Here is a 25235-nt window from a genome sequence, read left to right on the forward strand (position 1 = left end):
GCTTTCTTTAACTATATCAGATACTTAGGTGAATTGTTACCCTAAAAAATCAAAAAAATGAAATTTTTTTTGTTAACATAAAGCCAGCGGGATAATCAAACTTTAAAATATTTTGTAAATTGCCCCTGAAAATTATCATATTCATAAAATGGAACAACAAAAAACATATATTCCTAAAAATAAAGTAAGAATTGTTACTGCTGCGTCTTTATTTGACGGACATGATGCTGCCATTAATATCATGCGCCGTATCATTCAGTCAACTGGAGTTGAAGTAATACACCTTGGCCACGATAGAAGTGTAGAAGAAGTGGTAAATACGGCGATTCAAGAAGATGCTAACGCCATTGCGATGACTTCTTATCAAGGCGGACACAACGAATACTTTAAATATATGTATGATCTGCTGCGCGAAAAAGGAGCGGGGCATATTAAAATTTTTGGCGGCGGCGGCGGTGTAATCCTGCCAAGCGAGATTTCAGAACTGCATGAATATGGGATTACCAGAATATATTCTCCAGACGACGGACGATCTTTAGGTTTGCAGGGAATGATTAATGATTTGGTGCAGCAATCGGATTTTCCTATTGGTGATCAACTAAACGGAGAAATCGATCATATCGAAGATAAAACGCCCACTGCAATTGCCCGATTAATTTCGGCTGCAGAGAATTTTCCAGAAATTGCCAAACCGGTTTTTGATAAGATACACGAAAGCAACACCAATTCCAAGATTCCGGTTTTAGGAATTACTGGAACAGGAGGTGCAGGAAAATCTTCTTTGGTTGATGAATTGGTTCGTCGTTTCTTAATTGATTTTCCAGAAAAAACTATCGGGTTAATTTCTGTCGATCCATCCAAAAGAAAAACGGGAGGTGCACTTTTAGGAGATAGAATCCGTATGAATGCGATTAATAATCCTCGTGTTTATATGCGTTCGCTGGCGACACGTCAATCCAATTTGGCTCTTTCTAAATATGTCGCCGAAGCGATTCAGGTTTTAAAAGCCGCAAAATACGATTTGATTATTCTGGAAACTTCTGGAATTGGACAGTCTGATACCGAAATTATGGATCATTCTGATGTATCCTTATATGTAATGACACCAGAATTTGGAGCGGCAACACAATTGGAAAAAATCGACATGCTTGATTTTGCCGATTTAGTAGCTCTAAACAAATTTGATAAACGTGGCGCGCTTGATGCCTTGCGCGATGTAAAAAAACAATATCAAAGAAACCATAATCTTTGGGATAAAAATCCTGATGAAATGCCGGTTTTCGGAACGATTGCTTCGCAGTTTAACGATCCTGGAATGAATACGCTTTACAAAGCGATCATGGATAAAGTAGTCGAAAAAACCGATTCTGATTTGAAATCGACTTTTGAGATTACGAAAGAAATGAGCGAGAAAATCTTTGTGATTCCGCCGGGAAGAACGCGTTACTTATCTGAGATTGCAGAGAATAATAGAAATTATGATGAAACGGCTGTTTTACAGCAAAAAGTAGCTCAGAAATTATTCGGAATCTACAAAACCATAGAATCGGTTTCTGGAAAAGTGCCTCAGATTGCAAAAGCAGGAATAGATGATTCGACAGTTTTACCAAGCGGAATTGTAGAACACGACGAAAATAGAATCTTTTTGAACCTTTTATTAAATCAATTTGATAAAGTAAAAATGGACTTAGATCCATACAATTGGGAAATTATCCTGAATTGGGAGGAAAAAGTCAATAAATATAAAAATCCAGTTTACTCGTTTAAAGTTCGTGATAAAGAAATCAAGATTGCAACACATTCCGAAAGTTTATCGCATTTACAGATTCCGAAAATTGCTTTGCCTAAATATGAAGCTTGGGGCGATATTCTGCGTTGGAATTTACAAGAAAATGTTCCTGGCGAATTTCCGTTTGCTTCAGGATTGTATCCGTTTAAAAGAGAAGGCGAAGATCCATCAAGAATGTTTGCCGGCGAGGGCGGACCAGAAAGAACCAACAAGCGTTTTCATTATGTGAGTGCGGGAATGCCTGCAAAACGCCTTTCGACAGCCTTTGATAGTGTAACGCTGTACGGAAACGATCCAGATTTGCGTCCCGATATTTATGGGAAAATCGGAAATGCCGGAGTTTCAATCTGCTGTCTGGACGATGCTAAAAAGCTTTATTCAGGTTTTGATCTGGTTCATGCATTAACTTCGGTAAGTATGACCATAAACGGACCAGCACCGATGCTTTTAGGTTTTTTTATGAATGCGGCGATCGATCAGCAATGTGAGATTTACATCAAAGCCAATGATTTAGAAAAAGAAGTTGAAGCCAAAATCAATAAAATATATAAGGACAAAGGAATCGAAAGACCAAAATACCAAGGCGATTTGCCTGCAGGAAACAACGGTTTAGGATTAATGCTTTTGGGCGTTACGGGAGATCAGGTTTTACCTTTGGAAGTATATAACGAAATTAAGGTAAAAACACTTTCACAAGTGCGCGGAACTGTTCAGGCAGATATTTTAAAAGAAGATCAGGCGCAAAATACGTGTATTTTCTCAACCGAATTTGCACTGCGTTTAATGGGCGACGTTCAGGAATATTTTATTACCAAAAACGTTCGTAATTTCTATTCGGTTTCGATTTCAGGATATCATATTGCCGAGGCAGGAGCAAACCCAATTACGCAATTGGCCTTTACGCTTTCGAATGGTTTCACTTACGTGGAATATTATTTGAGCCGAGGTATGAACATCAACGATTTTGGACCAAACTTATCGTTCTTCTTCTCCAACGGAGTAGATCCAGAATATTCAGTAATTGGTCGTGTGGCGCGTAAGATTTGGGCAAAAGCCATGAAAAACAAATACGGCGCCAACGAAAGAGCACAAATGCTGAAATACCATATTCAGACATCTGGTCGTTCGTTACACGCGCAGGAAATTGATTTTAACGATATTAGAACGACTTTACAAGCATTGTATGCGATTTACGACAACTGTAATTCGTTGCACACCAACGCTTACGATGAGGCGATTACAACACCTACAGAAGAATCAGTTCGTAGAGCAATGGCGATTCAGCTGATTATCAATAAAGAATTAGGTTTAGCGAAAAACGAAAACCCAATTCAAGGTTCTTTCATCATCGAGGAATTAACCGATTTAGTTGAAGCAGCTGTTCTACAAGAATTCGACAGAATCACAGAACGCGGCGGTGTTCTGGGCGCAATGGAAACGATGTACCAGCGTTCTAAAATTCAAGAAGAAAGTTTGTATTACGAAACCCTAAAACATAACGGCGATTTCCCAATCGTGGGTGTAAATACTTTCTTGAGTTCAAAAGGATCGCCAACGGTAATTCCAGCTGAGGTTATTCGTGCTACAGAAGAAGAAAAACAATATCAGATTACCATGCTGGATAATTTGCATCAATTCCACGAAGCAAAAGTAAACGAGCATTTAAATACTTTACAACAAGCCGCTATTAAAAACGAAAATTTATTCGATCATTTAATGGAAGCGACAAAGGTTTGCTCTTTAGGTCAGATTACTTCGGCATTGTTTGAAGTTGGTGGGCAGTATAGAAGGAATATGTAGATTTTTTTTTTTAATTATATGAAAAACCTCTCAGAAATGAGAGGCTTTTTTTTTGAAATAAATTTGAAATCATTTTTTCCATTTAAAAAATTATTCCCCAAAATCTCCAGCTCTGCGAAGTCTTCTATAGAATACGAATAAATTGTTCCATCGGAACATTTCGTTGGTAGAATGTAGAGATTATCCATTCAACATCGTCCTGTAGGGACGTTTGAGTTCATATAAATAGGTGAAAACATTTTAGAATGATTGAATTAAACGTATTAAAATGACAACAATCACACGTTCCTACGGAACGTAAAAACGTTGTGTTGATTATTTGGTTCTACCAACGAATTGTTCCGATGGAACATCTGCAAAAGATTTTGTTAGTTAGAAATATTTCAAAAAATATTCTGTTGCATCAGAACATTTAGTTTCTGTAAAAAGAGACATATTCTATAGAATATAAATTGTTCCATCGGAACATTTCGTCGGTAGAACGTAGATATCACCAGTCCAACATCGTCCTGTAGGAACGTTTGAGTTCATATAAATAGGTGAAATTATTTTAACGATTGAATTAAACGTATTAAAATGACAACAATCACAAGTTCCTACGGAACGTAAAAACATTGTGTTGATTATTTGGTTCTACCAACGAATTGTTCCGATGGAGCATTTTAAACGCTCCCCTGCAAAACAACAAAATTTCATATAGTTTGTCATTTCGATCCCGAGGCTTTGGGAGAGAAATCTCCAAAAGAAGTTCCATACAGAATGTCGCCAATCTTTGTAGAGTTACTTGCGGGGATTTCTCCTTACGTCGAAATGACAAGATTGTCGTTAATTTTAAATGTAGATTAATTTCTTTTGAAAAATTATTCCCCAAAAATCTCCAGCTCTGCGAAGTCTTCTATAGAATACGAATAAATTGTTCCATCAGAACATTTCGTCGGTAGAACGTAGAAATTATCCGTCGAACATCGTCCTGTAGGGACGTTTGAGTTCATATAAATAGGTGAAATTTAGAACGATTGAATTAAACGTATTAAAATGACAACAATCACACGTTCCTACGGAACGTAAAAATATTGTGTTGATTATTTGGTTCTACCAACGAATTGTTCCGATGGAACATTTAAACGCTCGCACCAGCAAAACAACAAAATTTTAATTTTCAGTATTAATTTCTTTAACAAACCCCAAAAACTCCATTTCATCCGAAGGAAAAATAGAAAGAACCGTTTCTAAAATAAGCGACACATTAATAGCCGAACTTTTGTTTTCAGAATTTGGCGGATCGTGATCTAGAGCCAAAATACAGAGTTTTAATAAATCTGTTATAATACATCCCAATTCAAGATAATTTACCACTTTGATCTGCGCGGTGTATTCTTTAGAATTATCTTTGGCAGGTTTTAGGGTTTTAAAATACAAGGCAGTTAATTGTTTCAGACGCTCTAAGCTTTTAGTTTCATTTACTTCCATAATTTTTGTTTTTAATTGGCTTATAATTAATTGCTTTACAATTTGATTTTTATAAATTAATTATAAGAAAAATTGTACTTTTGTTTTGATTCGGCGAAGGAAGTAATAGATCGAATTTTACGAAACCAGATTAAATGGTATTAAACCTATTAAATAAGTTTTTTACCATTGAAAATTTTTTACACTTAATTAGTATCTTTGAATTATGAGCACACTTACAAAACCAAATCATATAGGACGAAAAATAAGCCGTATCCGCGAACTTCGTGATATGAAACAAGAAGCTTTGGCGTATGCGATGGGAATAAGCCAGCAAACTATTTCGGCTATCGAAAACAGCGAAACTGTCGATGAAGAAAGACTTACCGAAATAGCAAAAGCATTAGGTGTGACAGTTGAAGCAATTAAGAATTTTTCGGAGGAAGCAGCTATTAATTATTTTAATAGTTTTCATGAAGCTGTAAACAATAGTCATTTTGGTAATAATAACAATTGCACTTTCAATCCATTAGATAAATTGGTTGAATCCTTCGAAGAAAATAAAAAATTATACGAGCGTTTGCTAAAAGCGGAACAAGATAAAATCGAATATTTAGAAAAGCTATTAAATCAAAAATAAAAACTATTCTTAAGGAATAAAAAAAGCATCCGCGGCCGTGGATGCTTTTTTGTTTTTTGATCAGAAAAATTGCTAATTTTAACCAAAACCAAAAAATATAATTTTAACCAAAAAACAAACGAATGAGAAAAAGCATTTTTATTTTCGGATTACTATTTATGATCATTTTGGGATTCAGTCAGAAAAAAACTGACGAAAAAACAAAGGTTGATTCAGTAGATAAAACGGTATTAGAAAAAAAGGAATCGGGAATCAAAACCTACGATTCTAAATTGGTCGGATGCTGGCGTGGCTCTGAGGTTGGACAACAGCAAGAGGGAATAAGTAAATACTGGGTTTCCTGCCGATTTGAAGACGGCAGAAGCACTTTGTTGTTTATTATGATTGATAAAAAAGGCAAAGTAACGCAGGAAACCGAAAATGGAAAATGGTGGGTAGAAAATGGTAAATATTATGAGCTGCACAATTACGACGGCGTTATTGATGTTTATAACTATCAGGCCACAGATGAGACTGTAGATTTTAAATCGGTAGAATTAATGGGAAAAAAAGACAGCAGCTACAAGTTTACCGATTATAGAATTCAAGAAGATTAAGATTTAAATACAATAAAAAAAGACAGTCAAAAGCTGTCTTTTTTTGTATAAGATTAATTCGCTCTAAAAGCTTTCTTTTTAATGATTAAATCGCTGTGCAAAGTTTCCTGCTTCACTAAAGTTTATTGGGTTGCTTTTTTATAAATCAAAATTTCATTTACTCTAATCAATTTATCCATTTTATCCCGATTCCATTGATTTGGTTTTAGAATTACTAAACTACTGTCATTAATTTCAATAACGTCTAAGTTTTCGCATTCCTGAAAAATAGTATCTTTTCCACTAATTATCTTATCAGGAATTAATGATAATGTCATTCCTGTTCTGTTTTCATTTCTATTAAGGTGGAACTTTCCGCTTGAGATCCCTCTAAGATCATCGTCGCTATATTTTTTAGTGTAATTTCCATCTTTTAAAATAATATCTTCATGATAATATTGTTCTTGTAAAATCCATTTTCCGTTATACTTGCTTTCAGTGATTTGATTACACGCAAAAGCACAAAATAAGAGGAGGAAAAAGAAAGGTAGAAATCTGCTCATAAATTATAATTGAATATTTCGTTTTGTTTGTCTTTAATTATCTAATATAGAAATAATTCCTAAATCAAGCGTTCCTTAAGAACGTGAAGATTGCAGCTTTAAATTTCTGATGAACAAAACTTCTATTTATAACAAAAAAAGACAGCCATACAGCTGTCTTTATCTTTTTTGGGCAAAAAAGGCGGTAAATACGATTAATTAACGACGGAATCCAGGACTTTGGTTCACAGATTCGTCCATTTTAATAGTTTTTGCCTTTTTGGCAGCAACTTTAATTTCGTGTGTAGCAACTTTGTCGTTTGCTTTCACTTCTAGAACATAAGTTCCGGCTGGAAAACCTTCTAAACTTATTGTTTTAGAAATTTCTAATTTGTTTGCTGCAGATTCTCCCGCATAAAGTAAATTGTGGTTTTCGTCAAAGATAGAAAACGAAGCATTTTCAACTGTGTCTAAGGTAAAGCTCACAACTTTTCCGTTTCCAGTTTTAATGTTTAAAATGTAATCCCCATTTCCATCAATGGCGTAAGAAAATAATGTTGCTAAAAAAAAGGCAGCAACTAACCCGGCTTTGGTAAAATTTGTCATGTTTTTTTTAATGTTTATTACTAAATGTGGAACGTTCAAAACTACAAATACAAATTTAATTTTTAGCAATAAAAAGACGTTTTTTAATCGTTAAACTGCTGAATTAAAACTAATTCTGTACTTTGTTTACGCTATCTACGTAAATACAAGGGATGCGGATTTATTTTTTAGAATGTTTTTTTTAACACTTATCATTCTCAATCTTTAATTTATAAGAATATTTTTTCAAAATGTTAAAATTTACTTTCAAAGAATCGATTAAGAACAAAAAAAAACAGCTCTAGAACCATCTGAGAGCCGTTTTTTAAGTCAAAAAAAATAAATAAATCTTCTTCAAATCGAGTCAATTTATTTTTAGCGTGCAGCTACGTTTGTACTTTTAGCAAAACCAGATTTGTAAACAGATGAAACTGCAGTTCGTGATAAAACAGAAATTTCGTTGTTTATCGTAATTTCATATTTTGCTTTTTTAACATTGTCTTCTACTTCTAAATAGTAAGTTCCTTCTGGAAATTCTTCTAAGCTGAAAGATCTTAAAATTCCCTCTTTTCCTGAAGCATTTTCAGAATAAATAAGAGTGCCGTCTTTGTCGTAAATAGCTAAGTTCGCTTTCTGCGTTTTATTAAGCGCGAAAGTGATTAGTTTGCCATTAGCTTTTAATACATGAAGATTAAATTCTCCAGTTCCATCAATTGCGTATGTGCTGATTCCTGTGAAAAGCAACGCCGCAGCTAAACTTAATTTTGCAATCTTTTTCATGATACTTAGTTTTTAAATTAATAGTTCTAATTCTCTGATGCTAAATTACTTATACTATATAATGAACAACACATCTGTATTTTCTTATTTATATGCTGTATTCTCATTTACGAAACCGTTATAGGTTAAAATTTGAATTATTTTCATCGTTTTGGTTAAAACGGTAATTTTAATTTAACGTTTTAGTAAAATTACGCTTGTTTTATGTTGCGGAGAGTTGCAAATAAAAAAACGCAGAGATGCACAAAGTTTTTTGTTTAAAATCTTTGTGCATCTCTGCGAAAAAAGCTGTCTCTCTCTGCGAAATAAATTCCTTCGCAATAGGGCAAAAAAAAACAGCTCAGTAACCACAAAGAGCTGTTTTTAAAACTTTTGAAAGTTTTTAACTTACTAACTATCTAACCTCACTTTTATACTTTATGAGAGTATAAACTTTTTTAGCGTGCTGCCACGCTTGTATTTTTAAAATCTGATTTGTAAACAGACGAAACTGCATTTCGAGATAAAACAGCATCTTTTGTTATATTGATTTCGTATTTTGCTTTTTTCATATTGTCTTCAACTTCTAAGAAATAAGTTCCTTCTGGGAATTCTTCAAAGCTAAAAGTTCTTAAAATTCCTTCTGCGCCAGAAGCATATTCAGAATAGATTACAGAACCGTCTTTATCGTATATAGTCAAATTAGCTTTCTGCGTTTTGTTAAGTGCAAAAGAAACCAATTTCCCGTTGTTTTTAATTACATGAAGATTAAACTCTCCAGTTCCATCAATTGCGTAAGTGCTGATTCCTGAAACAAGCAACGCTGCTACTAAACTCATTCTGATAATCTTTTTCATAATATTTAGTTTTTAGATTAATAGTTCTAATTCTCTGATGCTAAATTACTTCTGTTGTATGTTTTAATACACAACTGTATTTGCCAATTTATGTGCTATATTCTCATTTACGAAACCGTTATAGGTTAAAATTTGAATTATTTTCAACTTTTTTGCAAAAACGGTAATTTTAATTTAACGTTTTGGTAAAATTAGGCTTCTTTTATCTTTTAGCGATTGTAAATAAAAAAACGCAGAGATGCACAAAGTTTTTTGTTTAAAATCTTTGTGCATTTCTGCGAAACAGATTCCTTCGCAATAGGGCAAAAAAAAACAGCTCAGTAACCACAAAGAGCTGTTTTTAAAACTTTTGAAAGTTTTTAACTTACTAACTATCTAACCTCACTTTTTATACTGTATTAAAGTATAAAACTTTTTAAGTGTCGTGAAGAAACACTTATATTGAAAATCTCTTCTTAGTAAACTGTAGTAGTTCCTTTAGAAGACAATACAGAATTGTTTTCTGTAACTGTGATTTCGTATTTTACTTTTTTGTAATTGTCAGCAACTTCTAAGAAGTAAGTTCCTTGTGGAAATTCTTCTAAACTAAAAGTTCTTAAGATTCCTTCTTTTCCAGAAGCGTTTTCTGTGTAAAGAACGTTTCCGTTTGTGTCATATATACTAATAGAAGCTTTTTGTAATTGGTTGATACCGAAAGTGATTGTTTTTCCTTTTCCTTTCAATACATGAAAGTGAAGAGATTCGTTACCGTCGATTGCATAAGTACTCATTCCTGTAAAAAGTACTGCACATACTAAACTTAATTTTAAAGCCTTTTTCATAATCATTATATGTTTAAATTTTTAGTTCATTTCTCTGATGTAAAATTACTGCAGCAACTGTGTTTTTTTAACAACTGTATTTTCCAATTTATGTGCTATATTCTCATTTACGAAACCGTTATAGGTTAAAATTTGACTTTTATTTTATGTTTTTGTTAATTTGATTGTTATTCTTCAAAGTTTTATTATAAAGTCTTGTTTGTTAAAATCTACCAGCTTTCTTACAAATTTGCCATATCTGTATAAAAAGTAGGTGTAAAATGTATTATCAAAAAAAATAGTTGATTAAAAATAAGAGACTGAAAAAAAAGCGCTGTTTTGGTGTGAATTGTAAATTGTTATTTTTTGGTTTTTAGTGAAAAATTCTCAGTTGCGAAACCGATATAGGTTAAAATTTGAATTATTTTAGGTATTTTTGTTAATTTTGCTATTATTATTTAAAGAAATTATCATGAAGACGATTGCCCCAGCTCTTGAAGTGATAACTAACTCATACGGAAGTTCTTTTACCTACACTAAACACGCCGAAAAGACCAATAGCAAAGCTCATTTATGGCATTATCATCCAGAGATTGAGTTGGTTTATATAAATGGCGGGGCTGGAAAAAGACAAATAGGAAGCCATGTTTCTTATTATACCAATGGTAGTTTACTTTTAATAGGAGCCAATTTACCGCACTGCGGTTTTACGAACGAACAAACGGGAAATACAAACGAAACTGTAATTCATATTAAACCTGAGTTTTTGGGCACTGAGTTTTTTGCTGCTCCAGAAATGAAAAAGGTTCAGAATATTTTGAGTCAGGCTAAAGGCGGTATCGCTTTTGGAGGCGAAACTAAATCGAGGATCGGAAAGAAAATCGAAATGATGGAAAACGAACTTCCGTTACAGCGTCTGCTTTCTCTTTTAAGTATTTTGGATGAATTAGAATCTTCGGAAGAATATACTATTTTAAATGCTGACGGTTTCTCAATGGAGTTACAGACGCAGGATAATGATCGTATCAATGTGGTTTTCAATTATGTAAAAGATCATTTTCAGGAATCTATTTCTGTAGACGAGGTTTCGAGTCTGGTTAGCATGACTACCCCTTCGTTTTGTCGTTATTTTAAGAAGATTTCCAACAAAACATTTACCGAATTTGTAAACGAATACCGTTTGGTGCATGCTTCTAAGCTTTTGGCAGAACAGCCAATCAGTATTAATGAGGTATGTTATGAAAGCGGTTTTAATAATTTCAGCCACTTTAGCAAATCATTCAAGCAATATACCGGTAAGAGCGCTTCGCAATACCGTTTGGAACATAAGATTATAATCAGCTAAATTTTGCTGTACAATTTTTTTTTAGCCACGAATTCACGAATTTAATTACTAGTTCGTGAATTGGTGGTTTTTTTATGCTGCAGATTTCGCAGATTTTTAATCCTTTAAATGAGTGGCTAATTAAAAGTAAATTTGTGTTCATTCGTGTAATTCGTGTTTTTTGTTATGCGGCAGATTTCGCAGATTAAAATGATTTTTAGGTTTGGATTTGAGAACATCATTAAATGATTATTTTCAATCCTATGATTAGTGGCATAAAAAAAATACACAGTCGGATTTTTCATATGTTTTATTGTGAAAAGGGTTATATTTACAAATCTTAACCAGAAAAAAAAACTATCAAAAAATGAAGAAATTTAAAATGTTTTTGTCGGCTTTTGTATTATGCATGACCACAATGACCTATGCGGCAAAAGTAGATACGCTGCAAGTTGCCAGCACTGCAATGGGGAAAACTTATAAGGCAGCAGTTGTTTTACCAAATTCTTATGCCAAAAGTAAAACTGCTTTTCCGGTAATGTATTTATTGCATGGAGCATACGGACATTTTAGTGATTGGCTTAAAAGCACACCAAACAAAAAATTAGTACACAATCTTGCCGATCAATACAATATGATTATTGTAATGCCTGAAGGTGAAACGTTCAGTTTCTATTTGGACAGTCCAGTAAACAAAGAAAGTCAGTTTGAAACTTTTGTTACTCAGGAAGTAGTACAAAAAGTAGATAAAACGTATAGAACAATCAGTAATAGAAACGGAAGGGTGATAACGGGACTTTCGATGGGCGGGCACGGCGCTTTGTACCTGTCTGCCAAACATCCCGACTTATTCTGCGCAGCAGGAAGCATGAGCGGTGCTGTAGATATGGGGACGATGTTAAACAGGGATTCAGCGGCTCAGGTTGTAAAATTAATGCAGCCCGTTTTTGGAGATAAAAGCGGCAGTACCGAAATGTACGAACAGCATGCTGTTATAGGAATGATCAATAAATTAAAAGCCAATAAGCTTCCGTTAATTATAGACTGCGGCGTCGATGATTTTTTAATTGAACCGAATAGAGAATTACATAGAAGATTAGTGTATACAAAAGTAGATCACGATTATACAGAACGTCCAGGAGCGCATACTTGGGAGTATTGGGAGAATTCACTGCCTTATCATGTTTTATTTTTCAATAAAATTTTGCTTAAAAACCAGCAGGTTGCGAAAAAATAGTATGGTTTCTAATGTAATTTTAATTCAATTTGCTTTTTTTGGTTTGATTTTTGAAATACCTTTATAGTAGAAACCTTAAAAAAAACAAATATTATGAAAAAGATACTTACCTTATTTGCTGTTGTTGGATTAATCGTATTTTCAAGCTGTGAAGGACCAGAAGGGCCTCCGGGAGCTCCGGGAGAACCAGGGCCACTTGCTGAAGTTTTTCAAGTTAAAGGTGTTAATTTTACAAGTGATAATAATTATAATCCAATAATCCCCTTGGATCCTGCTATTTTTGCTTCAGACATGGTATTGGTTTATAGACAAGATGGGACTGATGCGGGGGCGCCAGTTTGGAAAATGACACCAGAATTATATTATTTGCCTGATGGAACTTTAGATTTTGGTTATAACTCTAATTTTACTGCTAGGGATGTTAGTATTTACATGGATGGAAATGATTTAGGAAGTGTACTGAGTGCTTTTAGATTAAATCAAACATTTAGAATTGTAATTATTCCAGGATATTTATCAGGAACAGCAAAATCTGTTAATAAAACAGATTTTTCAGATTATAAATCTGTAATTGCGAAGTATGGAATTGATGAAAGTAAAATAAAGGAACTAAAAGTTAAGTAAAACTTGCTAAAAGTAGACTAATTTTTATTTTAAAAAGACAAAAAAAGGAAATCGCAAGATTTCCTTTTTTTATATCTATATGTTAAGCTGCTTATTCTTCACTAGAAGAATCTGTTAATACTTTTTCTTCTCCAAATTTTAAAGAAACCAGAATTCCGATTAAAAGGGACAGGGCTATAAATCCTAATGAAGCCCATTCTGGAACTTGAATCCAATCGTGTAGAAGCATTTTTAAACCTACAAAAGCTAAAATAGCGACTAAGCTGTATTCTAAGTAACTGAATTTTGCCAGCATATTGGCCAAGAAGAAATACATAGAACGCAAACCAAGAATGGCAAATATATTAGAACTGAATACTAAAAAGGGATCTTTTGTTATGGCTAAAATTGCCGGAACGCTGTCTACTGCAAACAGGACATCCATAACTTCGATTACGATCAAGGCTACAAATAGGGGAGTTGCAGCTTTTTTTGCGGTTTTGGTGGCGATAAAGAATTTTTCGCCTTCCATTTCAGAGGTGATGGGGATTATTTTGCCTAATGTTTTGTATACAAAAGAATCTTTTGGATGAAAATCTTCATCTTCACCAGAAAACAACATTTTTATTGCGGTAAAAACCAAGAAAATTCCAAACACATAGGTCGTCCAGGTAAATTTATTGATTAGCATTACGCCGAAGAAAATCATTAAACCGCGGAAAACAATGGCGCCCAGGATTCCCCAGAACAAAACGCGGTGCTGGTATTTTTGCGGAATTTTAAATGAAGCAAAGATAATAGCGATTACAAATATGTTGTCCACACTTAGTGATAGTTCAATTAAATAACCTGTAATAAATTTCATTGAGGCTACAGCAGGTTGTAAACCATCAGGATTATCAATGTAATCGGTGCCGTATAGCCAATAAATTACTCCTGAAAATAAGAAAGATAAAGTAACCCAGACCAAAGTCCATTTGCTGGCTTCTTTTGTACTAATAATATGTGGTGTTTTGTTAAAGACTCCTAAGTCTAAAGCAAGGATAAAAACTACAGCAAGTAAAAAGAGGGACCAGACTATCATAATTTTTAATTTTTAATGATCTACAAAGATAAGTTATGAAATTTAACTAAAAGTTAATTATTATGAAAGTTCGTTTCAAAATTTCAATGTCTGGCGGTTTTATTGCACAAAGTTTCTCATTTTTACCGAAGAGAATCTGGAAAAAAAAGCAGCTCAGTTTAAAAGAATTTGCAGAGATTTTTTGTTTCTCACAGATTTTGAAGATTTAGCAGATTGCTAATTTCTTTCATATGACAAAAAAAGAGCATAAAAAAAGTGCCGGCAATAAATACCGGCACTTTTAGAATATATTGTAAGCTTTGAATTAGATAGCTGAATTAACAGTTTTAATAATTCTAGCTGCAATTTTGTAAGGGTCTCCGTTTGAAGCTGGTCTTCTGTCTTCTAACCATCCTTTCCATCCTTTTTGAACAGTCATTAAAGGAATTCTGATAGAACATCCTCTGTCTGAAACTCCATAAGAGAAATCGTGAATAGAAGCAGTTTCGTGTTTACCAGTTAAACGCTGGTCGTTGTAAGCTCCGTAAACTGCGATGTGCTCAGCAGTAACAGGACGGAAAGCTTCGCAGATTCTTTCGTAAGTTGCTTGATCTCCACATGTTCTTAATACAGTGTTAGAGAAGTTAGCGTGCATTCCAGAACCATTCCAGTCAGTATCTCCAAGAGGTTTTGGGTGGTATTCAATATAGTAACCGTATTTCTCTGTCAAACGATCTAGTAAGTAACGAGCAACCCAGATTTCGTCTCCAGCTTTTTTAGCACCTTTAGCGAATAATTGGAATTCCCATTGTCCGCAGGCAACTTCTTGGTTGATACCTTCAAAGTTAATTCCAGCAGCGATACATAAATCAGCATGCTCTTCAACTAATTTTCTACCGTGAGTGTTTTTTCCACCTACAGAACAGTAGTACATCCCTTGTGGAGCAGGGTATCCTCCAACTGGGAAACCAAGTGGAAGTTGTGTTTTAGTATCCATAATGAAATACTCTTGTTCGAAACCAAACCAAAAATCATCATTATCATCATCAATTGTAGCTCTACCGTTAGAAGGGTGCGGAGTTCCGTCAGCATACATAACTTCAGACATTACTAACCATCCGTTGATACGAGTTGGATCTGGATAGATTGCAACTGGAACTAAAAGACAATCAGAAGAACCACCTTCAGCTTGTTTTGTTGACGAACCATCAAATGACCAATTTCCAAGTTCTTCTAATGTTCCTTTGAAATTTTCATGCTCTTCAACTTTAGTTTTACTTCTAAGATTTTGAGTTGGTTCATATCCGTCTAACCAAATGTACTCTAACTTAATTTTAGCCATAATAATATAAATTAATTTTTTTGTTTTTTTTCGTTGGGTCAAATATAGATTTATTTTTTTAGTCCTAAAAATTAGGGGGCTATTTTGTTTAGTGAAGTATAATTTTTTGGATAAGCGCAATTTTGAGAGGGGTATATTTTTAAAAAAGCAATTTTAATCAGCTTAAAAAAATAAATTCGTAATAATTACGGCACATTTTTGAATTTATGGGTTAAGAAATTATGAAAAAATGTTTATTTAATCAATATTACCGCACACTTTTGTTATATTTCTGAGATTTGAATTCATTATTCTTTAAAAAAAGCTCCATATGTTGCAAAATCCTCGACTAAATTTATCGAATTAATATTTAAAACAGGGAGTTTTATTTTTTATATTTGTTGCTTATTTTTTTAATGAAAATTAGTACGAATTTAAATATACATACCATGTCTACACTACGTTTCCAAGCTTTACAACAAGCTTCTACAAGAAAGCCGGTGCATTTTGAAGAACTAGATAGAAAATCAAATCTTTTTGGTTCGAATGTGTTTAATGAAAAAGCAATGAAGCAGTATTTGACTTCAGATGCTCTTAAAGGAGTAAGAGATGCAATCCAGCACGGAACCAAAATAGAGCGAAAACTAGCAGATTATATTGCTATGGGTATGAAGGAATGGGCGCTGGCAAAAGGAGTAACGCATTATACACACTGGTTTCAGCCTTTAACAGGAACAACAGCAGAAAAACACGATGCCTTTTTTGAAACTTCTTATGATGGAAGTGATCCTGTAGAAAAATTTGGCGGTGCACAATTGGTACAGCAAGAACCGGATGCTTCTAGTTTTCCGAACGGAGGGATCAGAAATACATTTGAAGCAAGAGGATATACAGCTTGGGATCCGACATCGCCTGCTTTTATATACGGTACTACTTTATGTATTCCAACCGTTTTTATTGCTTATACAGGCGAAGCTTTAGATAATAAGATACCTTTGTTAAGAGCCTTATCTGCAATTGATGAAGCGGCTACAGAAGTTTGTAAATATTTTGACAAAAATGTAAAAAAGGTTACGGCTACTTTAGGCTGGGAGCAGGAATATTTTTTGATTGACAAAGCTTTGGCAAATTCGCGCCCAGATTTAATGATGACGGGAAGAACATTATTAGGACATACATCTGCAAAAGGACAGCAGCTAGACGATCATTATTTTGGATCTATCCCGACACGTGCGCTTACTTATATGAGAGATTTGGAACAGGAATGTATGCTGCTGGGAATTCCTGTAAAAACGCGCCATAACGAAGTGGCACCCAATCAGTTTGAGCTGGCACCTATTTTTGAAGAAACGAATTTAGCAGTCGACCATAACTCTTTATTGATGGATGTGATGCAGCGTGTTGCGGAGCGTCATGATTTTAAAGTATTATTTCATGAAAAACCATTTAAAGGCGTAAACGGTTCAGGAAAACACAACAACTGGTCATTGGCAACCGATACGGGAGTAAATTTGTTGAGTCCGAGCAAAACGCCAATGAGCAATTTACAATTCCTTACTTTCTTTATCAATACGATAAAAGCGGTAAATGATAACGAAACGTTATTAAGAGCTTCTATCGCAACAGCAAGCAACGATCATAGGTTAGGGGCAAATGAAGCACCACCTGCAATTATGTCTGTTTTTATTGGAGCGCAGTTAACCAAAGTTCTGTCTGAATTAGAAAGTGTTACTACAGGTAAACTTTCGCCAGAAGAAAAAACAGATCTTAAATTAAATGTAGTTGGTAAAATTCCAGACGTATTATTAGACAATACAGATCGTAACAGAACTTCGCCATTTGCTTTTACAGGAAATAAATTTGAGTTTAGAGCCGTGGGTTCCAATTCGAACTGTTCGAATGCAATGACTACTTTAAATGCAATTGTAGCAAAACAGTTAATTGACTTTAAGAATGAGGTTGAGAATCTGATCGAATCTAAAGACATGAAAAAAGATGACGCAATCTTTAATGTTTTAAGAGAATATATTAAGCAGTCTAAAAAAATTCTTTTTGAAGGCGACGGTTACAGCGAAGCTTGGGAAAAAGAAGCGGCGAAAAGAGGATTAAGCAATTTTAAAACAACGCCGGAAGCGATTAAGGCTAAAGTTTCTAAACAAGCTTTGGATTTATTTGCAGAACTGGGGATCTTTAATCACATTGAAGCCGAAGCGCGCTACGAAATCGAATTGGAAGAATATACTAAGAAAATCCAGATTGAAGGACGTGTCTTAGGAGATATTGCTAGAAATCATGTAATTCCGACTGCAATTCGTTATCAAAATACTTTAATTGAAAACGTAAAAGGTTTAAAAGAGATCTTCGGAAAAGAATTTGAAACCTTTGCAAAAGAGCAGATTACTTTGATTAAAGAAATCTCTGGACATATTGAAGGCATTAATTCTAAAGTATTGGCAATGACCAATGAAAGAAAAAAAGCCAACCAGCTGACCGATGCTCAAAAAATGGCAGAGACTTACTGTAATACTGTAAAACCTTATTTTGAGGATATCCGCAACCACTGTGATAAATTAGAATTATTAGTAGATGACGAAAGCTGGACATTGACAAAATACAGAGAATTATTGTTTACAAAGTAAAATAATCCAAATGTACTCCTAAAAGCCCATCTCATAAAGATGGGCTTTTTTTGTTGTTATGTTAAAATAACCCATAATGAATATTGTTTTTAATAAATCTTTGAGGGTAAATATAAGGAAATCGCAATAATAAAGTAATTTCTTACTTTAAATTTTCGGCAATTCAGTAGTTCATCGAGATAGTTTTACATTTCATCGAAAAGAGGTTAACTAATTGAAAAATAGGTGTTTTTACATGAATCGTATATTAATAAGTTTTCTAATTTTGGTCAAGAGAAAAGAAAATAAGATTCGATTTTATTTTCGAATGAAGATGTAAAGCCCCCCAGATTTTCGCCCCCCCCCAAAAAAAAAATCAAAACCTGCATAATAAGTTGTATTAATAACCAATTAAATATATTTATTATGAAAAAAGTAATTTTAAGCATCTCAGCGATGCTGTTTGTAGGAGTAGCGGCAATCGCTCAGGGAAACACTTCTTCAGTAAATCAGGTAGGAAATTCTGATACTGGTATTGTAAACCAAAATGGACAAACGAATGATTCTAAAATTGATCAGTTAGGAGATTCGAACAAATCAGAAGTTTATCAAGGAATTCAGCCAGGGGTTTACAATGCTAAAAATAATGCAGCAGATGTTAAACAAAAAGGAAATACCAATACTGCTTTTATTTCTCAAAGTAACCATGACAACAAAGCGTATCAAACTCAAACAGGAGATTTGAACAAAGCTACAATTTGGCAGGATCAAATCGTTGAGTCTTCTATCCCAAGTGCTTTAGGAGGAAATGACAAAGCGTGGCAGACTCAAACAGGAAAAAGCAACACGGCAACTGTTGACCAAGGAACTACCGGTAACGAAAAACCAACTGGACTTCCGTTTAATGCTGTTCAATTAGGTCACGTTAATGCAGTAAATGTACCTTTTGGACCTCACAACAACAATGAAGCTACTCAAACTCAAAATGGAGACAACAATGTAGCTTACGCTAGTCAAGGTGGTGTTAAAAACAAATCTTGGCAGACTCAAACTTCTCCAAGCGGTACTTCTGCTGGAGATAAAAATACTTCTAATCACTACCAATATGGTGAAGAAAACCAAGCTACTTCTGTACAAAACGGTACTAAGTTAACCGAAAACACTTTACAAATAGGAAACAAAAATACAGCTACAGTAACTCAAACTGGTGCTGCACACAGCAGTATTGCATTTTCTAAAGGTAATTTAAATACAATTACTGTTACTCAGTCAGGAATGTAAGAGTTAAAAAAAAATGTGATAGCCGTAGAACGGTTATCACATTTTTTAATTTAAATCAATCAAGATGAAAAATTTCATTTTAAATAGTGTATTTCTGTTTGTTCTTTGTCCTTTGCTTTTGGCACAGGGAAAAGAAGAAAACTCAGAATTTAAAAACTATAGTTCCTCACTTTTTAATTCAAAAGAAAAAGCTTTCAGCATTGTTTCTAATTTGGATAAAAAAGAAAGAGAAGAATTAAATTCTAGAATTCAATCGGGTGTAGTGATACAGCAAATAGGAGATTTTAATAAAGTATATGCTTCTTTAAAATCGAATGATACTAAGGTGGCAGTAGATCAAAAAGGCGACAGTAATGCGCTGTTTTTAGATAAAAATGCCAAAACAATTACACAGAGTGTTATACAACAAGGTGATCACAACAAGATTTCTGATTTTACATTATATACCAATTATAATGTAAATATGGAAATGATTCAAAAAGGGGATAACCAGAATATTCAAAATATTGGAACCAATTCGCTGTCAAAAAACATGAAAATTACGCAGACCGGAAATGGGGCTTCAATAATTCTAATAAACAACTAAAACAGCATGCTTTTTAGAAACAGACATATTACCATCTTTTTAGCACTTTTTTCTTCTTTCATTTATGGGCAGGTGCCTCAGGATAAGATCAAAGCCAAATTAGAAATTGTACAAGTAGAAGGTACCGTAAAAATTACGGGTACAGCCGAAAATCTTACCGATGTAATTCGGAGTGCTGCTTATAAGATGTCTGTCATAAAAAATAATAATAAAAGTAATAATCAGTCTAACAACGATCAGGTTGGCGCTTTTACTTTACAGCCCAACGAAATACAGAAATTATCAACATCTCAGATTAATTTATCTGCCAATGATGAAGTAATTGTGCTGCTTTTGTTTTATGATGAAGACAAGCAGATTATAGCAAAAGATCGTATTGTTCTTGGTGAGGAAAAAAAAAAGACGATGTAATAGTTCTTCCTGTTGATGGATTTGTTTTAAGAGGGATCATAACAGATGATACAAAAACAAAGATGGGAAAAGATTTTTACGATAGGTATTATTACAAATACAATGAACTTGGGATAAATGCAGAAAAAATAGTCACAATAGGTGAAGAATATAGTTTTGCCAGAAATACAGCCATATCTATCTCCATAGATAACGAGGTTATTTATGAATTTTTAGCAAGACCGGACGACGAATTTTTAGAAGCAGTTGCAGAAGAATCTGTAAACGCAACCTTTACTTATTTGAAAGAGAAAGAAAAAGAACGCAAATATTTCACTCAGTATTAATTTTATTATCAGCGCCATGAAATTTATTTTAACCTTCACAGTAGTACTTTTTATCTCTTCGTTTACAAATGCACAAGCTTTAGTTTATAAACCAGTCAATCCAGCTTTTGGAGGAGATACCTTTAATTATCAATGGCTTTTGAGCAGTGCCGAGGCACAAAATAAGCAGAAAGATAAAACCGCTGTAACTACGCAGCAAACTGACTTAGAAAGATTTAAAGCCAATTTAAATGCGCAGTTATTAAGTCAGATTTCAAGTTCTCTTTATAAACAGCAATTTGGTACAGACGGTATCAAAGAAGGCTTTTATACTTTCGGAAGTTATTCGGTAGACGTTTACCCGTCAGCAGATGGATTAACGCTCAATATTTTAGATACCAATACAGGAGAACAAACACAAGTAATCATCCCAAATAAATAACATGCGCTTACATTACTCTTTACTCATTTTATTTGGATTTCTTTTTACTGGCTGCGGCGCTTATTACAATCAACCCACTGGAGTTCAAAAAGCTGTTTTGGGAGAGGGTACGCCTGCGACTTCATTACTAAAAGAGCTTCCAAAACCAAAAGAACAGGTTGTGGTGGGTGTCTATAAATTTAGAGACCAGACCGGACAATACAAACCTCAGGAAAACGGAAGCAGTTTTAGCACAGCTGTTACACAAGGGGCAACTTCTATTTTGATCAAAGCTTTAGAAGATTCTAAATGGTTTATTCCGATTGAACGTGAAAATATTGGAAATCTGCTTCAGGAACGAAATCTTATTCGTGCAACGAGACAAGAATATGTCAAGAATGCCAATCCGAACGAACCGCAGTTAACACCGCTTTTGTATGCTGGGGTTTTATTAGAAGGCGGTATTGTTTCGTATGATTCTAATATTATTACGGGCGGGTTTGGAGCTCGATATTTTGGAGCCGGAGCGTCTGTAAAGTACCGTCAGGATCGTGTTACGATTTATCTTCGAATGATTTCTACTTCGAACGGAAAAATCCTAAAATCAGTTTATATATCCAAAACCATTTTATCTCAGGCCATTGACGAAAGTCTTTTTAGATATGTCAATTTTAAAAGACTTTTAGAAGTAGAAACCGGTTATACTACAAATGAACCCGTTCATATGGCTGTGACAGAAGCGATAGAAAAAGCAGTTGAATCGCTTGTCATAGAAGGTTTACAAGATAATATCTGGGAAGCCGATGCTCCAAAATGGCAGGTCGATAATTTGCTCAAAGCCTATAACGAAGAAACAAAAACTGCTGAAGTAACAGAATTGTACGGAAGAACTCTTGAAAAAAGAAGAAGCAAATTTGGAATAGAAATTTCTGGAGGCGCAGCATTAATTGATGGTGATTACAAAGACCCGCTGATGAGACCGTTTGGAAGAGGAGCTTTAAAATTTATGCTGACACCGAGTTTCACTTTAAGTGCTTCTACGAATGTTGTTAATCTGGCAAATAAAAACCTTTTGGATGTCGGCTACATTACTTACGATTTAAATTTAGAATGGATTTTACTTCCTAAAGACCGATTTACACCTTATCTCTATGGAGGGGGCGGTTTTGCAATGAACAGGAAATTTGAAAATACGTATAGTAAAGTTCAGTTTGGTGCAGGTTTAGAATATATGGCTGCAGATTATTTAGGAATAAAATTGTTTGCAGAACAAAACATTAATTTTAGCGATAATGTTGACTATAAAATAACCGGAACCAGAGATGATTACTATTATAAATTCGGATTAGGACTGACGTTTTATTTTGGAGTAAAGAAGAAATAAAACAGCATTTGGGAATTTATAAGTAATGGAGTTTAAAATTTAAAACAAACAGCAATGAGGTATTTATATAAAATAACCAGTATACTTTTTTTATTGTTTTTGGTTTCTTGCAGCGAAGAAAAAATTGGAGATACTGAGTTCGGAACTGTTACAGGTAAAGTGGTTAACAGCGATACTTTTGAACCAATGGAAAATGTAAAGATATTATCGAGCCCGACAACAAGTACAGTATTTACTGATGCTGACGGAAAATTTACAGTTTCTGGTGTAAAAACCGGAGAATATTCATTTCAGGCTCAAAAAGATGGTTTTGTAGCAAAGTTTGAAGCAGTAACCGTAACGGCGAACAATACATCAGAAATTGTTTTTGAATTAAGCAAATCTACAGCCAATAACAAGCCGCCGACAGTTCCTGTATTGGTAACTCCGGCAGACAACAGTACCAATCAAGCGGTGGCGTTTGATCTTACCTGGACGGTTACAGATCCTGATAATGATGTGATGACTTATACCGTTACATTGCGAAATGACAAAAACAGCGAAGTAAAAGTTTTTGCCGATATAAAAGATAAAAAACTAAGTGTTACAGATTTAATTTACGGGACCAAATATTATTGGCAGGTTGCGGTAAGCGATGGTATAAATACGCCGGTTTTAAGTACCATCAGTTCGTTTTCGACTCTGCCGTTTCCAGTAACAAGGCATTTATTTGTAAAAACAATCAACGGGAACAATGTGATTTTTACAGCAGACGATGCCGGAAAACAATACCAGTTAACCAGTTCTGATAAAAATTATTGGCGTCCCAGAAGAAATAACCAAGCGCAGAAAATTGCTTTTATCGGAACAAGCGGTTCACAAAATGATCTTTATACCATGAATTATGACGGAACAGGAATTATGAAAGTGACCAATTCTGTTCCAATTGCAGGGTTTAATTCTAATTATTTAGGATATTCCTGGAATGCCTCAGGAAGTGAATTTCTGTATCCCAACTTTGATAAATTGTATCGAATCAAAAGTGATGGAAGCGGTTTGGCAAAAGTCTTTCAGACACCTAATGGTAAGTTTATTTCAGAATGCGATTGGAGTGCAGACGGGACTAAAATTGCGCTTAAAGTAAATGATATTAACGGATACGGAGTAGAAATATATGTGATAAATCCATCAGGAGTTGTAGAAACACCCGTTTTAGGTGGAGTTTCGGGAGCTGTAAGCGGATTAAATTTTTCAGTATCAGGACAAAAACTGGTTTACACACGAGATATTACCGGTTTTGAAAACAGTAGTTACAGACAATTAGATTCCAGAATTTTTGAATACAGTTTTATTCTGGGAAATTCATACGAAATTGCAACCGAAAAAACCGCTGGGACAAATGATCTGGATGTTCGTTATTCTCCAAATGAAGCAGAACTTATTTTCACCAATACTTCAAACGATGGAATTTCGGTTAAAAATACAGTCAAAATGGGGATCGGTGTAGCAAACTCCAGAGCAGTATTATTTACAGGAACAGCAATGCCCGATTGGGAATAAAAATAACAAGCCAATTGCTTTTATAACCAATTTTATTTTGAGGAAATCGGCAGAAGATCTTTCTGTCGATTTTTTTTTAACAATCAAACATCTGAATCAATCAAAGAATTAAAAAAAGGGATTATCTTTGCACCACATCAACACAAACTAATTTTCATGAGTTCAGATTCTAGCAAAAGGTACGCACAAAGAGGTGTTTCGGCATCAAAAGAAGACGTACACAACGCCATAAAAAATATTGACAAAGGTTTATTCCCGCAGGCATTCTGTAAAATTGTCCCAGATTATTTAACTCAGGACGATGAGCATTGTTTAATTATGCACGCAGACGGCGCAGGAACAAAATCGTCTTTGGCTTATATGTATTGGAAAGAAACCGGAGATCTTTCGGTTTGGAAAGGAATCGCTCAGGATGCTTTAATCATGAATATTGATGACTTGTTGTGTGTAGGAGCAACGGACAATATATTGCTTTCATCTACTATTGGAAGAAATAAAAACTTAATTCCGGCTGACGTTATTTCGGCAATTATCAACGGAACAGAAGAATTAATCAACGAATTAAAATCTTTTGGAGTTACCATTCATTCAACAGGAGGAGAAACGGCAGACGTTGGAGATGTTGTTCGAACTATTATTGTAGATTCTACCGTAACGGCGCGTATGAAACGAAGCGATGTGGTAGACAATGCAAATATCAAAGCGGGAGATGTGATCGTTGGTTTGGCTTCTTTTGGACAAGCTTCTTATGAGAAAGGTTATAATGGAGGAATGGGAAGTAACGGACTTACTTCTGCACGTCACGATGTTTTCGGAAAATACCTGGCTAAAAAATACCCAGAAAGTTACGATGCCGCAGTTCCAGAAGATTTAATCTATTCGGGACAGGTAAATTTAACCGATGCCGTAGAAAACAGCCCCATAAACGCAGGACAATTAGTGCTTTCTCCAACAAGAACTTATGCGCCGATTATCAAGAAAATTTTAGACCAGTACACTCCAGAAGATATTCACGGAATGGTGCATTGCAGCGGTGGTGCACAGACTAAAATTTTACATTTCGTAAAAGATTTACACATTATAAAAGATAATTTATTTCCAGTGCCGCCCTTGTTTAAATTAATTCAAGAGCAGTCAAAAACAGATTGGAAAGAAATGTATCAGGTTTTCAACTGCGGTCACAGAATGGAGCTTTATGTTCCTGAAAATATCGCGCAGGATATTATCGAAATTTCAAAATCATTCAATGTTGAGGCACAAATTGTAGGTAGAGTAGAAGCATCAGATTCTAAAAAACTTACCATTACCAGCGAATACGGAACATTTGAATATTAATTTTTGAAATA

At 34.4% G+C, this 25235-nt stretch carries 23 protein-coding genes; 15 read left to right on the forward strand and 8 right to left on the reverse strand.

The window, feature by feature from the left end; all coding sequences use genetic code 11:
- The first annotated feature begins 148 nt into the window (after positions 1-148).
- Positions 149-3589 (forward strand): methylmalonyl-CoA mutase family protein, encoded by a 3441-nt coding sequence (locus C4F50_RS02045; RefSeq protein WP_193844762.1) that lies wholly within the window; start codon positions 149-151, stop codon positions 3587-3589.
- A 1152-nt stretch (positions 3590-4741) separates the two neighbouring features.
- Here the strand turns inward: C4F50_RS02045 and C4F50_RS02050 are convergent.
- Positions 4742-5059, reverse strand: coding sequence for a hypothetical protein (locus C4F50_RS02050; RefSeq protein WP_193844763.1), 318 nt, complete (start codon positions 5057-5059; stop codon positions 4742-4744).
- Positions 5060-5264: 205 nt separating this feature from the next.
- Here C4F50_RS02050 and C4F50_RS02055 point away from each other — a divergent pair, with 205 nt between their 5' ends.
- Positions 5265-5678, forward strand: coding sequence for a helix-turn-helix domain-containing protein (locus tag C4F50_RS02055; RefSeq protein WP_193844764.1), 414 nt, complete (start codon positions 5265-5267; stop codon positions 5676-5678).
- Between the two features lie 122 nt (positions 5679-5800).
- The gene (locus tag C4F50_RS02060; RefSeq protein WP_193844765.1) at positions 5801-6274 is read left to right on the forward strand and encodes a hypothetical protein; all 474 of its coding nucleotides are present in this window, start codon (positions 5801-5803) and stop codon (positions 6272-6274) included.
- 122 nt (positions 6275-6396) lie between these two features.
- Here the strand turns inward: C4F50_RS02060 and C4F50_RS02065 are convergent, their stop codons facing one another.
- The 5 genes from C4F50_RS02065 to C4F50_RS02085 form a co-directional block, all read right to left on the reverse strand.
- Entirely contained in the window at positions 6397-6816 is a 420-nt protein-coding gene (locus C4F50_RS02065; protein WP_193844766.1) for a hypothetical protein, read from the reverse strand.
- Between the two features lie 198 nt (positions 6817-7014).
- Positions 7015-7401 (reverse strand): secretion protein, encoded by a 387-nt coding sequence (locus tag C4F50_RS02070; RefSeq protein ID WP_193844767.1) that lies wholly within the window; start codon positions 7399-7401, stop codon positions 7015-7017.
- A 354-nt stretch (positions 7402-7755) separates the two neighbouring features.
- Positions 7756-8160: a T9SS type A sorting domain-containing protein gene (locus C4F50_RS02075; RefSeq protein WP_193844768.1), complete on the reverse strand. Its 405-nt coding sequence runs from the start codon at positions 8158-8160 to the stop codon at positions 7756-7758.
- A 437-nt stretch (positions 8161-8597) separates the two neighbouring features.
- Positions 8598-8996, reverse strand: coding sequence for a T9SS type A sorting domain-containing protein (locus C4F50_RS02080; protein ID WP_193844769.1), 399 nt, complete (start codon positions 8994-8996; stop codon positions 8598-8600).
- A gap of 455 nt (positions 8997-9451) precedes the next feature.
- Positions 9452-9817 (reverse strand): T9SS type A sorting domain-containing protein, encoded by a 366-nt coding sequence (locus tag C4F50_RS02085; RefSeq protein ID WP_193844770.1) that lies wholly within the window; start codon positions 9815-9817, stop codon positions 9452-9454.
- A 451-nt stretch (positions 9818-10268) separates the two neighbouring features.
- Between C4F50_RS02085 and C4F50_RS02090 the strand changes: the two genes are divergently transcribed.
- From C4F50_RS02090 to C4F50_RS02100, 3 genes are all read left to right on the forward strand, one after another.
- Entirely contained in the window at positions 10269-11141 is an 873-nt protein-coding gene (locus C4F50_RS02090; RefSeq protein ID WP_193844771.1) for an AraC family transcriptional regulator, read from the forward strand.
- A gap of 346 nt (positions 11142-11487) precedes the next feature.
- Positions 11488-12357: an alpha/beta hydrolase gene (locus tag C4F50_RS02095; RefSeq protein ID WP_193844772.1), complete on the forward strand. Its 870-nt coding sequence runs from the start codon at positions 11488-11490 to the stop codon at positions 12355-12357.
- A 93-nt stretch (positions 12358-12450) separates the two neighbouring features.
- The gene (locus C4F50_RS02100; protein WP_193844773.1) at positions 12451-12981 is read left to right on the forward strand and encodes a hypothetical protein; all 531 of its coding nucleotides are present in this window, start codon (positions 12451-12453) and stop codon (positions 12979-12981) included.
- Positions 12982-13072: 91 nt separating this feature from the next.
- Here the strand turns inward: C4F50_RS02100 and C4F50_RS02105 are convergent, their stop codons facing one another.
- Complete coding sequence (locus C4F50_RS02105) at positions 13073-14044, reverse strand: TerC family protein (protein WP_193844774.1); 972 nt, start codon at positions 14042-14044, stop codon at positions 13073-13075.
- A gap of 304 nt (positions 14045-14348) precedes the next feature.
- A complete protein-coding gene (locus C4F50_RS02110; RefSeq protein ID WP_111286892.1) occupies positions 14349-15365 on the reverse strand; it encodes a glutamine synthetase beta-grasp domain-containing protein in 1017 nt (338 codons plus the stop codon).
- Between the two features lie 428 nt (positions 15366-15793).
- Here C4F50_RS02110 and C4F50_RS02115 point away from each other — a divergent pair, with 428 nt between their 5' ends.
- From C4F50_RS02115 to C4F50_RS02155, 9 genes are all read left to right on the forward strand, one after another.
- Positions 15794-17983: a glutamine synthetase III family protein gene (locus C4F50_RS02115; RefSeq protein ID WP_193844775.1), complete on the forward strand. Its 2190-nt coding sequence runs from the start codon at positions 15794-15796 to the stop codon at positions 17981-17983.
- A gap of 405 nt (positions 17984-18388) precedes the next feature.
- Positions 18389-19243: a hypothetical protein gene (locus C4F50_RS02120; protein WP_193845828.1), complete on the forward strand. Its 855-nt coding sequence runs from the start codon at positions 18389-18391 to the stop codon at positions 19241-19243.
- A 64-nt stretch (positions 19244-19307) separates the two neighbouring features.
- Complete coding sequence (locus C4F50_RS02125) at positions 19308-19829, forward strand: hypothetical protein (RefSeq protein WP_193844776.1); 522 nt, start codon at positions 19308-19310, stop codon at positions 19827-19829.
- 6 nt (positions 19830-19835) lie between these two features.
- Positions 19836-20240 (forward strand): curli-like amyloid fiber formation chaperone CsgH, encoded by a 405-nt coding sequence (gene csgH / locus C4F50_RS02130; protein ID WP_193844777.1) that lies wholly within the window; start codon positions 19836-19838, stop codon positions 20238-20240.
- A 38-nt stretch (positions 20241-20278) separates the two neighbouring features.
- On the forward strand, positions 20279-20566 hold the full coding sequence (locus tag C4F50_RS02135) for a CsgE family curli-type amyloid fiber assembly protein (protein WP_348536984.1): 288 nt from the start codon (positions 20279-20281) through the stop codon (positions 20564-20566).
- 16 nt (positions 20567-20582) lie between these two features.
- On the forward strand, positions 20583-20987 hold the full coding sequence (locus tag C4F50_RS02140) for a curli production assembly/transport component CsgF (protein ID WP_193844779.1): 405 nt from the start codon (positions 20583-20585) through the stop codon (positions 20985-20987).
- 1 nt (position 20988) lies between these two features.
- Entirely contained in the window at positions 20989-22350 is a 1362-nt protein-coding gene (locus C4F50_RS02145; RefSeq protein WP_193844780.1) for a CsgG/HfaB family protein, read from the forward strand.
- A gap of 54 nt (positions 22351-22404) precedes the next feature.
- A complete protein-coding gene (locus C4F50_RS02150; protein WP_193844781.1) occupies positions 22405-23889 on the forward strand; it encodes a carboxypeptidase regulatory-like domain-containing protein in 1485 nt (494 codons plus the stop codon).
- Positions 23890-24045: 156 nt separating this feature from the next.
- Positions 24046-25224, forward strand: coding sequence for an AIR synthase related protein (locus C4F50_RS02155; RefSeq protein WP_193844782.1), 1179 nt, complete (start codon positions 24046-24048; stop codon positions 25222-25224).
- Positions 25225-25235: the final 11 nt, after the last annotated feature.

The organism is Flavobacterium hungaricum (genome assembly GCF_015182285.1).
Taxonomy (GTDB): domain Bacteria; phylum Bacteroidota; class Bacteroidia; order Flavobacteriales; family Flavobacteriaceae; genus Flavobacterium; species Flavobacterium hungaricum.